General features: G+C 56.5%; 12 protein-coding genes. All 12 read right to left on the bottom strand.

The features are described from left to right. Positions 1-46: 46 nt before the first annotated feature. From wecG to wecA, 12 genes are read right to left on the bottom strand one after another with little or no spacing between them, the layout of a single operon-like run. Positions 47-781 (bottom strand): lipopolysaccharide N-acetylmannosaminouronosyltransferase, encoded by a 735-nt coding sequence (gene wecG, locus ACXIZX_RS20180; RefSeq protein ID WP_479404812.1) that lies wholly within the window; start codon positions 779-781, stop codon positions 47-49. A 28-nt stretch (positions 782-809) separates the two neighbouring features. Next, positions 810-2153, bottom strand: a complete 1344-nt coding sequence (gene wzyE, locus ACXIZX_RS20175) for an ECA oligosaccharide polymerase (RefSeq protein ID WP_008105761.1) — start codon at positions 2151-2153, stop codon at positions 810-812. After that, positions 2150-3220, bottom strand: a complete 1071-nt coding sequence (gene wecF / locus ACXIZX_RS20170; protein WP_479404811.1) for a TDP-N-acetylfucosamine:lipid II N-acetylfucosaminyltransferase — start codon at positions 3218-3220, stop codon at positions 2150-2152. Before wecF ends, wzyE begins: the two co-directional genes overlap by 4 nt. Then, positions 3217-4470, bottom strand: coding sequence for a lipid III flippase WzxE (wzxE, locus tag ACXIZX_RS20165; RefSeq protein WP_479404810.1), 1254 nt, complete (start codon positions 4468-4470; stop codon positions 3217-3219). The genes wecF and wzxE overlap by 4 nt, the downstream gene beginning before the upstream one ends. Beyond that, on the bottom strand, positions 4470-5600 hold the full coding sequence (gene rffA, locus ACXIZX_RS20160) for a dTDP-4-amino-4,6-dideoxygalactose transaminase (protein ID WP_008105756.1): 1131 nt from the start codon (positions 5598-5600) through the stop codon (positions 4470-4472). Before rffA ends, wzxE begins: the two co-directional genes overlap by 1 nt. Continuing rightward, the gene (rffC, locus tag ACXIZX_RS20155) at positions 5597-6295 is read right to left on the bottom strand and encodes a dTDP-4-amino-4,6-dideoxy-D-galactose acyltransferase (protein WP_479404809.1); all 699 of its coding nucleotides are present in this window, start codon (positions 6293-6295) and stop codon (positions 5597-5599) included. Before rffC ends, rffA begins: the two co-directional genes overlap by 4 nt. Then, a complete protein-coding gene (gene rfbA, locus ACXIZX_RS20150) occupies positions 6273-7154 on the bottom strand; it encodes a glucose-1-phosphate thymidylyltransferase RfbA (protein ID WP_008105754.1) in 882 nt (293 codons plus the stop codon). Before rfbA ends, rffC begins: the two co-directional genes overlap by 23 nt. A 22-nt stretch (positions 7155-7176) precedes the next feature. Beyond that, positions 7177-8253 (bottom strand): dTDP-glucose 4,6-dehydratase, encoded by a 1077-nt coding sequence (gene rffG, locus ACXIZX_RS20145; protein WP_479404808.1) that lies wholly within the window; start codon positions 8251-8253, stop codon positions 7177-7179. Then, entirely contained in the window at positions 8250-9509 is a 1260-nt protein-coding gene (gene wecC / locus ACXIZX_RS20140; RefSeq protein WP_479404807.1) for a UDP-N-acetyl-D-mannosamine dehydrogenase, read from the bottom strand. Before wecC ends, rffG begins: the two co-directional genes overlap by 4 nt. Positions 9510-9511: 2 nt before the next feature. After that, positions 9512-10636: a non-hydrolyzing UDP-N-acetylglucosamine 2-epimerase gene (wecB, locus tag ACXIZX_RS20135; RefSeq protein WP_479404806.1), complete on the bottom strand. Its 1125-nt coding sequence runs from the start codon at positions 10634-10636 to the stop codon at positions 9512-9514. Between the two features lie 10 nt (positions 10637-10646). Further along, on the bottom strand, positions 10647-11696 hold the full coding sequence (gene wzzE / locus ACXIZX_RS20130) for an ECA polysaccharide chain length modulation protein (protein ID WP_479404805.1): 1050 nt from the start codon (positions 11694-11696) through the stop codon (positions 10647-10649). A gap of 35 nt (positions 11697-11731) precedes the next feature. Beyond that, positions 11732-12805: a UDP-N-acetylglucosamine--undecaprenyl-phosphate N-acetylglucosaminephosphotransferase gene (wecA, locus tag ACXIZX_RS20125; protein WP_008105746.1), complete on the bottom strand. Its 1074-nt coding sequence runs from the start codon at positions 12803-12805 to the stop codon at positions 11732-11734. Positions 12806-12885: the final 80 nt, after the last annotated feature.

The raw sequence follows: 12885 nt of genomic DNA, 5'->3' as shown, positions 1-12885 counted from the left end.
GTTTGAGGCGCTTACCCTCGCATTTTTGCTGCAAAAACCAGCAATTTCAAAGATCGCCGCGCCAGTGGTAACGCAAATATTTCAGCAGCTTTAATTGGCGGCGCAGACGCGAAGGCTGACGAATGAGACGATACAGCCATTCCAGCCCGGATTTTTGCCACCAAACGGGCGCGCGCTTAACGTGTCCGGTAAAAACATCGTAAGTGCCACCAACGCCCATATAGAGCGCATGCGGCCAATGTGCGCGGCAATCACGCATCAATAGCTCCTGGCGCGGCGAACCTTGTGCCACCGTGACAATCTGCGCACCGCTTGCGGCAATACGTGCAAACAGCGCATCACGTGCTTCAGGCGCAAAGTAACCATCCTGGCTACCAACGATATTCACATTCCACTGCCGCCGCAGCTTGTCGCAGGTTTCCTGCAGCACCGCCTGACGTCCACCAATCAGAAATACCGGAATGCCGGTGCGTCCCGCGTTCTCCATCAGCGCTTCCCACAGATCCGCGCCCGCGATGCGGTTCACCTGCAGCTGGGGATACTTCTTACGCAGCGAACGGACAATGCTGATGCCATCCGGATATTTGAATTCTGCCTCAGCAATCAGTGCGCGTAGCTGTGCATCTTCTTCCAGCGTCAGCATTTTCTCGGCATTCATCGCCACCAGCGTGCCGCAGCGCGGCTTGCCCTCGGGCAGCAGAAAGCGCAGAAAGCTCGCCATATCGTTGAAGGCGTGAAGATCGACTCCGCGCAGGCTATAGCGCGGCTTATCGGTTTCCATGGTATGAATTTCCCGTTGTGCCCAGAGGTTAAGATGGGCTGTGTAAAACCGGCTCGCTGCGCGGACGAATTAATCCCGCGCGCGCCAACAGCCAGTAAAGCAATTTAGCCGCCCACATGCAGGCCGCAAAAATCAGACAAAAGAACACTACGCGCGAGCCGAAAGCATCCAGCCCTTCACGCGCCAGCACGATCATATTAAACACCGCGCCGAAGCAGAAACTCTGCAAAATCGCCCCGCTATAGCGATTGCTGGTATCGCGACCATAGAGATAAAGGTTATCGAATCCTTTCATCAGCAGGCCGACAGCCACCGCACCGATTGGGATAAACCACACGCCGCCCATCACTACCAGAGAACCCAACAGCGTCGGCGAGATCGCCAAGCCGGAATGGTTGTTCAGCACTTCCCAGGTAAAGTAGTTGGCGCTGTTGAGAATGGCTGCTGGACGTCCCGGCCACATCCAGCTGGGAATGAACACGTAGAAATCGCGCCAAATCGGTGCCAGGCCCTGAAAATCGATCTTGTCGTAGTTTTGCAGTAATAGCGCCAGATTTTCCCACGGCGAGAAGGTATCGCGCGTCAGATAAAGGAAGGTGTAAAACGCCTCATCGCCGACCACGTCGAGGTTATAGCGACGCAGCGCCAGCCAGAACATGCCGCCGATTGCCATCACACCGGCGCCGACCAGCATCCACAGCGTGATCCAGCCGCGTGTAATACCAATGAACAGGAACAGCGCGAAAGCAATGATGATATTGGCGCGCGTGCCGCCCACCAGCGCGTAAGTCAGCAAGCCAAATGCCACCGACACCAGTAAAAACCACAGCCACTGACGTTGGGTTGGCTTGAGGAAGTAGCGAATCAGCATCGCCGGAATAAAGAAGTAGAAGAAGCGTTTGAGCGCCACGCCGGACACTTCGCTGGAGAAAATCTGGTTGTAAGCCGAAAGTCGGAACAGCAGCAGGCCGTTGTGCATAAAGAACACCGTCACGGTGCCAATCGCCACTAGCGCCAGCAGCAAACAGGTCAGATTGGTTTCAACCCGATTCATCTGCAGCCAGGGCTTACGCGCAGGCGCATTGGCCGGCCGTAGCCGCACTTTGTAGCTGACGTAATAGATGGCATAAAAGCTGGTAGCGGCCAGCAGCGCCTGCAGCAGATATTCCGGCGGCACCACCGCCACGTTAAAGCGGAACACCAGCACGCTGGTCAGCGGAAAGCCGAAATAGAAGGTCAGTAAAAACAGAATGGTGAAGAACAGGTGGAAGTTGAAACGCACCCGTTTAAATTCCCGCCAGGTTAAGGTCAGAATGAAACCCAGCGAAAACAGATAAACCACCAGCAGACCACTAAACTGCATCAGGCTCATGTTCTCTCCCTTTCACTCAGGGTTAGCGCGTCGCGCCAGCCTGCCAGATAGCCAGGGGCAAAAAAGGCAATCGATGAGTGATCACATTGCGCTAGTTGCCGTTGCGCTTCGGCCACGCTGGCCGCATCCAGCGCATCTTCACTAAACAGCACCGGCAAGCCTTGTTCGCTGAGATCGCGCCAGAACGGATTTTTGCGGTTCAGCACAAACGGAATATTGGCCTGAATCAGCAGGCAAAGCGTACCAATGCCTTGCTGGCGCTCGAACATAAAATAGCCGAGCTGACAGCGGCTAAGCAATGTCAGATAGGCATCAAAATCTATTTTGTCGCGCAGCAACGTCACTTGCCCCGCCGGAAACAGGCGCTGTGCGGCAGCGGCAATCTCTTCGATGTAAGCGTGATTATTTTGCGGATAACCGAGCGGCACGACGATTTTTACCTGTTCGCCAAACTGCGCGCGAATCGCCTCCAATCCGGCAATGTGGCGATTACTGCGATCGCCCGAATTGCCGAGCAGAATAGTGAAATCGGGACTTTCCACCGACGCGGGCGGCGCCACATCCGGCATACGCGTCGGGAAATAGAGTAACGAAGCGGGAACGCGCGGATGGCGCTGTTGAAAATGGTGCAAATCACCCCGCGTCGCAAATACACGCGCCACGCGCCCTTGCGCCATTCTGCGCAGCAGATAAAACAGCTGATACTTGAGGCCGCGCCCTTCTTCATAGAGATCCGCGCCCCATACGTGCCAAAACGCCTGCTGACGGCGCAGTTTGCCGCTCAGTAAGGCTATCCAAATGCTGGGATTAAACTGGCCGTGAAAGAAGAAGCGCTGCGAGCGATCGGCGGCACGCGCTATCACCGCTTGCGCCAGCGCACGCTTGCTGGCAAAGGTTTCAATCTGCAATGAGCTATACGCTTGCAGCGTCTCGGGCGCGCTGGAAACCACCATAAACTGACGCGGCGCAGCGACAGGCAGCTCGGCGCTCATCACGTCATTAAAGAAGCGCAGCACCGTATGATTGTGATGCGGGATATCCGATCCCAATACGTGAAAAGTCGTCATTTTTTCCGGCAATAAATCATGAAGGCGCCACAACACAGGGCGAAATAGAGAACGTAGGTTGCCATGTAAGCCTGCGCGGCCCCGGCAGTTCCGTGCAGCGGAATCAGCCAATGGGAAAAGCCGGTCAGCAGCGCAAACTGGCTGATTTCCGTCAGAATATAGAAACGCAGCGACGCTTTGGCGATCACCAGGTATCCGAAAACATAGGCGCCGACTTTAAACACATCTCCGCACAACTGCCAGACGAAAAGGTCACGCATCGCGCTGAACTGCGGCGAAAACAGCAGCCAGATAGCGACATCGCGCAGCATCCATACGCAGAAACTGGCCGCTGCGACGGCAGGTAATACAAAGCGCAGCGCACGCCCAATCTCACGGGCGATTTGCGGCTTCTGCTCCAGGCGTGCCAGCGTGGGCAGCAGCCAGACGCTAAAGGTGGCGGTGATAAATTGCAGATAGGCATCAGAAATACTGGTCACGCCCTGCCATAAACCCACCTGCGCCCAGCCTTGTTGCTCAGCCAGCAGATTTCGCATCATCACCCACGCCACCGGCAAGGTGAACGAGGTGATTAGCGCCATCAGCGTAAACTTCGCCAGATTGCGCGCCAGTTCGGGATGCCAGCTTGGCATCAGCCAGCTCAGCGGCAACTGATCGCGATGGCGACGCAGCATCAGCAATGCCGGAAACACCAGTAGCGCCGGTACCAGCGCCAATCCCACTAACGCACCGGCATAGCCGCCCAGCCACCAGCACAGCACATAACCCAACACGCCAACTACACTTCCGGCAATCAGCGCCAGCGCATTGCCACGCGCATCGCGAAAACCTTTCAGCAACGCTAGCGTCAGGTTGGCCCAGGCAATACCGAGTTGCAGAAAGGCGACAATGCGCACCACGTTTGCATATTCAGCATGACCAAACAGCGCCGTGCTGATCGGTGACGCCGCCAGCAAAAACAGCAGCGCCAGCAGCGTTGAAAAGCCGAGCACAATCGCCGAAGCCGTGCCGGTGACCGCGCGTAACTGCTGCGGCTGTTGCTGATGTTGCGCGACTAGCGTAGTGACGCCGTTAAAGATGCCCGCGCCCGCCAGCACGCCGAGTACGGTAATCATCTGGCGGAAGTTACCGGCTTGCCCGATCCCTTCCGGCCCGAAACTCACCGCCAGCAGTTTCACTACCAGCAGGCCAGCAACGATTTTTACCAGCGTCGAAGCGGCGGTCCAGACTGAAGCTTTTGCTAATGACATCAGGCAAAGAAACTCAGCAGTGAACTGATCACCGTACGCTGGTTGTTATCCGACAAGTTGTAGAACAGCGGCAGGCGCAGCAGACGCTCGCTTTCTCGCGTGGTAAAGGCATCATCACCATGGAAGCGGCCAAAACGTTCACCCGCTGGCGACGAGTGCAGCGGGATGTAGTGGAACACCGTGAGGATTTCCGCCTCTTTCATCCAGTTGATCAGCGCCTGACGATCGTCGCTGTCGCGCAGCTTGATGTAGAACATGTGCGCATTGTGGCGGCAATTTTTTGGCACCACCGGCAGCTCAATACGACCTGCTGCCGCCAGCGGCTGGAGCGCATCGTAGTAGCGCTGCCACAAACGCAGGCGCTGCTGATTAATCTGCTCCGCCGCTTCCAACTGCGCCCACAAATAGGCCGCCTGCAGATCCGCCATCAAATAGCTGGAGCCGATATCGCGCCAGGTATATTTATCCACCTGACCACGGAAAAACTGACTGCGGTTGGTGCCTTTTTCACGAATGATCTCGGCCCGATCCACCAGCTTCGCGTCATTAATCAGCGTTGCCCCGCCTTCACCACCGGCGGTGTAGTTTTTGGTTTCGTGGAAGCTAAAGCAGCCAATATGACCAATGGTGCCCAGCGCGCGCCCTTTGTACTGCGACATCACGCCCTGCGCGGCATCCTCGATAACATAGAGTTTATGCTTCGCCGCCAGCGCCATGATGCTGTCCATCTCGCAGGCCACGCCCGCGTAATGTACTGGCACGATGGCGCGGGTTTTCGGCGTGATCGCCGCTTCAATCAGCGTTTCGTCGATATTCAACGTATCGGGACGTACGTCGACAAACACAATGGTCGCGCCGCGCAGCACAAAGGCGTTGGCGGTGGAGACGAAGGTATAGCTCGGCATGATCACTTCATCGCCTGGCTGCAGATCAATCAGTAGCGCTGCCATCTCCAGCGACGCGGTGCAGGATGGCGTCAGCAGCACTTTTTTGCTGCCGAAATGTTGTTCCATCCACTGCTGGCAGCGGCGAGTAAAGCCGCCATCGCCGCACAGCTTGCCGCTGGCCATCGCCGACTGCATATATTCAACTTCGCTGCCGACAATCGGCGGCGCATTAAATGGGATCATGAGGCTTTCCTGTAGAACCAGTAAGCGGTGCTTTCCAACCGCGCACCGCTGCGTAAATAGAGGCGCATCGCCGTGAGATTGCTGAGCTGGGTCGCCACGCGCAGATGCGTTAGCTGACGCACGCGGCCCCAGTCGGCGGCAGCGAGCAGCAAGCGCTGGCCGACGCCGCAGCCTTGTGCGGCTGGCAATACCGCCAGCAGACCGATGCGCATTTCGCCGTCAGTTTCGCGCATCGAGACAAAACCTTGCAGCGCACCCTGCTCATCGCAGGCCACCAGACATTGATTATCGAAGGTGCCGCGTACGGCATTTTCAATCCACTGCGCGTAAAAACGTCTGCTGTCCTCCGCCGCAAACCACGGCGCGCGGAAACGACTCTGGCTAAACGCCTGGGCAGCCGCTTCACGCAGTGCCGGGATTTGTGCTTCCCGCGCGATGCGCACGCCAACTTGCCGCTCAGTATGTTTGATGCTGAGAGTGAGATCGGCTTCGCCTTCGACCAACTGAAAACCGTGCTGGCTCAACGCATCAATGGCGTCAACTCGTTCAGCGGGCACCTTCACTTGCCACAGCGCATACGGCTGCTGAAGCGCCTCGGCCAGCGGCAGATCGCCATCCAGCGACAAGCGCGCACTGTTCTGACCGAAGAAGTCATTTTCCCACGTAAGGGGATCAATATTGACGCGGACGGGCATTGTGAACATCCAGCAGATACTGGCCGTAGCCGGTTTTGGTTAGCGCCTGAGCGGCAGCTAAAAGCTGGGCATCGCTCAGCCAGCCGTTACGCCACGCAATCTCTTCCAGGCAGGCAATTTTAAAGCCCTGCCGTTTTTCCACCGTCTGCACAAACATACTCGCCTCAATCAGGCTGTCGTGCGTACCGGTATCCAGCCAGGCAAATCCGCGCCCCAGCAACTCTACTGAAAGCTCGCCCTGATCGAGATACATCTGGTTGATGGCGGTGATTTCCAGCTCACCCCGCTCGGAAGGTTTCACCTGTTTGGCAAACTCCACCACGCGGTTATCGTAAAAATAGAGGCCGGTTACCGCCCAGCGCGATTTCGGCTGCTGCGGTTTCTCTTCAATGGAGAGCGCGTTGAAATCGTCATCAAACTCCACCACGCCAAAACGTTCCGGATCCATCACCTGATAGGCAAAAACGGTCGCGCCACTGCTGCGTGCGGCCACTTTCTTCAGTTTGGGGCTGAAACCCTGACCGAAATAAAGATTGTCGCCCAGCACCAGGCAACAGTGATCATCGCCGATAAAGGATTCACCAATAATAAACGCCTGCGCCAACCCATCCGGGCTCGGCTGCTCGGCATAGGCCAGCTGCAAACCGAATTCACTGCCGTCGCCCAGTAGGCGTTCAAAGTGGGCACGATCTTCCGGCGTGGTGATGATCAGGATTTCACGGATCCCTGCCAGCATCAGTACCGACAGCGGATAGTAAATCATCGGCTTGTCGTACACCGGCAACAGCTGTTTCGAGATGGCGCGGGTGATCGGATGCAAACGCGTGCCCGAACCACCGGCTAAAATGATGCCTTTCATCGCTGCTCCTTCATCATGGGTTTCAGCGCGGCGTGGCTAAGCCTAAACGCTCGCCACGATAGCTGCCGTTAAGAATCGACTGCCACCATTGCGGATTGGCCAGATACCACTGCACCGTTTTGCGGATACCGCTCTCAAAGGTTTCCTGCGGCGTCCAACCCAGCTCGCGCGCGATTTTACTGGCATCAATGGCGTAGCGCTGATCGTGGCCGGGACGATCGGTAACAAAGGTAATCAGGTCGCGATAGCGAGCCAGATGCAGCGCACGCTGCTGCGGTGCCAGTTCATCCAGCAGATCGCACAGCGTTTCCACTACCTCAAGATTACGTCGTTCATTGTGGCCACCAATATTGTAGGTTTCCCCCACTTTGCCGCTGCTCACCACGCTATACAGCGCCCGCGCGTGATCCTCTACGTACAGCCAGTCACGTATCTGGCTGCCATTGCCGTAAACCGGCAGCGGTTTGCCCGCCAGCGCATTGATGATGGTGAGCGGGATCAGCTTCTCCGGGAAATGATACGGACCGTAATTGTTGGAACAGTTAGTGATGATGACCGGCAAACCGTAGGTACGCAGCCAGGCGCGCACCAAGTGATCGCTGCTGGCTTTGGTCGCCGAATAGGGGCTGCTCGGCGCGTATGGCGTGGTTTCAGTAAAAAAGTCGTCGCTACCATGCAGGTCACCAAACACTTCATCGGTGGAGATATGGTGCAGAATGAAGCCTTTTTTGCGCTCATCTGCCATGCCATTCCAGTAATGACGCGCTGCTTCCAGCAGCTGATAGGTGCCGACAATATTGGTTTCGACGAAGGCGATTGGTCCATCGATCGAACGGTCAACATGGCTTTCCGCCGCCAGGTGCATAATGCAATCCGGCTGATACTGCGCCATAACGCGATCCAGCTCGGCGCGATGGCAAATATCCACCTGCTCAAAGGCAAAACGCGCATCCTGTTGCACCGGCGCCAGCGACGCCAGATTGCCGGCATAGCTCAATTTATCGACCACCACCACGCGGTGATCGGTGTTTTCAATCAGAAAGCGCACCAGCGCCGAACCGATAAAACCTGCTCCGCCGGTGACCAGAAACTGTTTCATCGCCAAACACCTTTGGTATCAACAATCCACGGTTGGGCAATCTGTGCCGCATCAATCGCGCGGAACTGGGTGTGATCAACCAACATCACCAGAATATCCGCCTGCTGCAGCGCTACGTCAGTGGCAACCAGCGTGGCTTCGTGCGCCAGACGTTGTGGAATGTCTTTCACATGCGGCTCAACCACCCAGGTTTTGCCGCTGTGCCATTCGGCAATCCGATGCGTGACGCTCATCGCCGGACTTTCGCGCAGGTCATCAATATTCGGTTTGAAGGCCAGACCAAAGCAGGCAATGGTGACATCGCTGGCGCGTTTGCCGCTGGCGGTAAGGCACTCTGCTAACGCCTGTTTTACCTGATCCAGCACCCAGCCTGGTTTGGCGTCATTCACTTCACGCGCGGTGCGAATCAGTCGCGCCTGCTCGGGGTTTTGCGCCACGATAAACCACGGATCAACAGCGATACAGTGCCCGCCAACGCCCGGTCCAGGTTGCAGGATGTTGACGCGCGGATGGCGATTCGCCAGCGCAATCAGCTCCCACACGTTGATGCCCTGCTCGGCGCAAATCAGCGACAGCTCATTGGCAAAGGCGATGTTCACATCGCGGAAGCTGTTTTCGGTGAGTTTGCACATCTCGGCGGTGCGCGCATTGGTTTCCACACACGCGCCGCGCAGGAAAATGCGATACAGCTCACTGGCGCGTGCGGAACAGGCTGGCGTCATGCCGCCAATCACGCGATCGTTTTCCAGCAGTTCGACCATCACTTTGCCGGGCAACACGCGCTCCGGGCAGTAAGCGATAAACACATCGCACGCTTCACCGTGCTGCGGGAAACGCAGATCGGGACGCGCCGCCGCCAGCCATTCCGCCATTTGCTCGGTGGCACCTACCGGCGACGTGGATTCGAGGATCACCAGATCGCCCGCTTTTAATACTGGTGCAATCGACAGCGCCGCAGCCTGCACATAGCTGAGATCCGGCTGATGGTCGCCGATAAACGGCGTGGGCACGGCGATCAGGAATGCATCGGCGGCTTCGGCCTGCGTGGTGGCACGCAGATGACCGGCGCGCACCGCTTCGCGCACCACATCACCCAACTCGGGTTCCACGATATGGATATCGCCGCGATTGATGGTTTCGACGGCGCGGACATTAATATCCACGCCAACGACTTTCTTTCCCTTTGAGGCAAAAACGGCCGCCGTTGGCAGCCCAATGTAGCCCAGTCCGATAACGGAAATGGTTTCAAAACGCATGGTTAGACTCTGTGTTGTTTTAGGGCCTGCAAGATGCGCGCGCAGGCATGACCATCGCCATACGGATTGTGCGCGCGGCTCATTGCCTGCCAGGCTTCATCGTCCTGCAACAGCAGGCTGACTTCAGCGACAATTTTACTGATATCGGTGCCGACCAGTTTCACCGTACCTGCGTCCACTGCTTCCGGACGCTCGGTGGTATCACGCATCACCAGCACCGGTTTACCCAGCGATGGTGCTTCTTCCTGAATGCCGCCGGAATCGGTAAGAATCAGCCACGAGCGATTCATCAGCCAGACAAACGGCAGATACTCTTGCGGCTCAATCAGGATGATGTTTTCGATACCGCTGAGAATGCGATTAACCGGCTCGCTGACGTTGGGATTGAGGTGCACAGGATAGACAATTTGCACCTGCGGATGCTGGCGCGCGATGTGCGCCAGCGCACTGCAAATGCGTTCGAAGCCGTCGCCAAAACTTTCGCGGCGATGCCCCGTGACCAGAATCAGCTTTTTGTCAGCGTCGAGGAACGGATAGCGCGCGGCGAGTCGTGCATTGAGATCGACGTCGTCCAGCACGCGGTCACGCACCCACAACAGCGCATCAATTACCGTGTTGCCAGTGACGAAAATGCGCGCATCGGGCAAATTCTCACGCAGCAGGTTTTGCCGCGAGTTTTGCGTGGGTGTGAAGTGATAGCTGGCAAGATGGCCGGTGAGCGTGCGATTGGCCTCTTCGGGCCACGGCGACATCAGATTGCCGGTACGCAATCCTGCTTCCACATGACCCACGGGAATCTGGTGATAAAACGCCGCCAGGCTCGCCGCAAACGTGGTGGTGGTATCGCCGTGCACTAACACCACATCCGGCTGGAAATCGGCCAGAACGGTTTTCATACCCTGCAGAATGCGGCTGGTGATCTCCGTTAGCCCTTGTTCCGGCCGCATGATATTCAGATCATAATCAGGCTGCAGCTGGAACAAACGCAGCACCTGATCGAGCATTTCACGATGTTGTGCGGTGACGCATAAGCGCGACTCGAACGCAGCATCCTGCGCCAGCGCCTGCACCAGCGGAGCCATTTTGATCGCTTCAGGACGCGTGCCAAATACCGTCAGAACTTTCACGTGGCTTCTCTTAATGGCTCGTTGCTAACGTTGAACGCGGACGACGCACCAGCGCCACTCCCGCACCGACCAGCGCGCCAATCACGCCCCACATGATCATCATAAACAGGCGGCGCGGACTGTCGCGCGACACCGGCTCTTCCGGGGTGCGCAAGTAGCGGTAAGTCTGGAATTGTTTATCCAGACGCGGCCCGGCCTGCAGCGTACTCAGCATCGCTTTGTTTTGATCATAGCTTAAATCGTAAGCAGGTCCGCTGGCTTGTAAAGTGTCAAGTTGCGCCTGCAGCATTTGCTGCCCGAGCAAGAAACGATCGCTGTCTGACAGCGCCTCGCCGGTTGCCGGTGCGCGGTTCTCTTTAATGCCCTGCTCGCTCGCCACTTTCAGTGCCTGCTCGATGCGCTGGCGTTGACGTTCAAATACCGACTGCGCCACTTCCTGCTGGCGATTAACCTGCGACGCCAGTTGCACGCTGCGCGCCTGCCAGGCGCCTTTCAGTTCCGCATTCAGATGACGCGCCGCACGTTCGCTGGCATAGGCAATGTATTGACGCAGCAGATTGTTGGCATCGCTGGCGGTTTCGGCGACCAGCTTGATGTTATCTAAGATATTGCGCGCCGGGTCGGCAGCGGTGAACTGGATGTTGGTGATCAAGTCGTCGAGCAGCGCCGCATCGTTGTGCGCGTTACCGCTTTTGCGACTTTTGAAGTATTCAGTCTGCTGCCAGAAATCACGACGCGTATCCCAGGATGCCAGCTGCATGGTGAACTCCTGATAAACCTCATCCATCACGGTTGGGGCTGGCGAACTGAGATTGAGCGTATTGGTGCGCACATCCAGATTATTGAGGAATTGTTGCTGCACGAAGAAATCACCCAACATATTCACCGTTGGACGATCGGTCACCGCCGTGGTGCTCCACGCTTGCTTCATTAACATCGATGCCAGCCAGGCAACCAGCGCAAACAGCAGCGCCAGGCCAATGATCCAGCGTTTGCCACGCCAGAGCGTGCAGCCAAGGCCACGCATATCCAGTTCGTTCTCCACAACGACAGAGGTCATAACAAAATCCTTATCAGGGTACTTTTCTGGGTAATTTATTTTTTATCTTCGCTGCTTTGCCAGCGACGTTTAATGCGACGGATTTTGCGCGCCACGCGCCATGCGTGTTTCAGGCAATAGCCGTAAAGGAGAAACGCCATCATGAACAGCACCAGCATCACCCATTCCGGGATGAAAGCCAGATACTCGCCGAGCACACCAATACCCGCCAGAATCGCGGCGGCAACGGTAATCAGCAGGAACGCCTGACGTGAGGTGAATCCGGCGCGCATGATCAAATGGTGAATGTGCTGGCGGTCAGCGGAAAACGGGCTCATGCCTTTACGCAAGCGGCGATACATAATCGCCACCATATCCATCAGCGGAATGGCGATCAGCCACAGCGCGGTGACGGGCGTAATCGGATGGCTCAGGCCTTGAGTGGTTTCCAGCAAAATCCAGATGATGGTGAAACCAATCATGGTGCTGCCGGCATCGCCCATAAACACTTTGTAGCGACGGCCAATCAAACCGAGATTGAGCAGGATATAAGGAATGGTGGCGGCGATCATCGCAAAGCACCACATGGCGAGGCTGGTCTGGCCGTCGAAATAGAGAATGATGCCGATCGCAGCGAAGGTGACGCTGGAGAGGCCGCCAAGCAGACCATCAATCCCATCCACCATGTTAAACGCGTTGATGGCGGCCCATACGGCGAACAGCGTCAAGACGTAGCCAAAGGGACCGACGATCAACTCAACCGGCCCAATAATAAAGCCCAGACTGAGCAAATAGAGTTTGGCACCGACCATCATCACAATCGCGACCGCCGCCTGCACCAGTGCACGGATTTTAACGCTGATATCGAAGCGATCGTCCAGTGCGCCAACCAATACCAATACGCCCGCGCAGCTCAAATAAAGCATGGCGTGCGGTAAATAATAATTTGAGATGGCAAATGCGAAGCAGATCCCCGCGTACACGGAAATACCGCCAACTAACGGAATGGCGCCATGGTGCCTTTTTCTGGAGTTTGGTGTGTCCACGAGCCCAATTTTTTTAGCTGCTTTGCGAGCAAAAAACAGGAACACTAAAGTAAAAAGAAAAACTAAACCAAGCTCAGTACTCATAGTGAGTAAATTCACGTTAATGCTCTCAGCTAAAATCGTGGACAACAATATGCAAAACACCTGCCATTGCCATATATCCC

This window comes from Candidatus Pantoea symbiotica, assembly GCF_056491525.1.
Note: the sequence above shows the minus strand (reverse complement) of the source record. Positions and strands in the feature narration are given on the sequence as shown.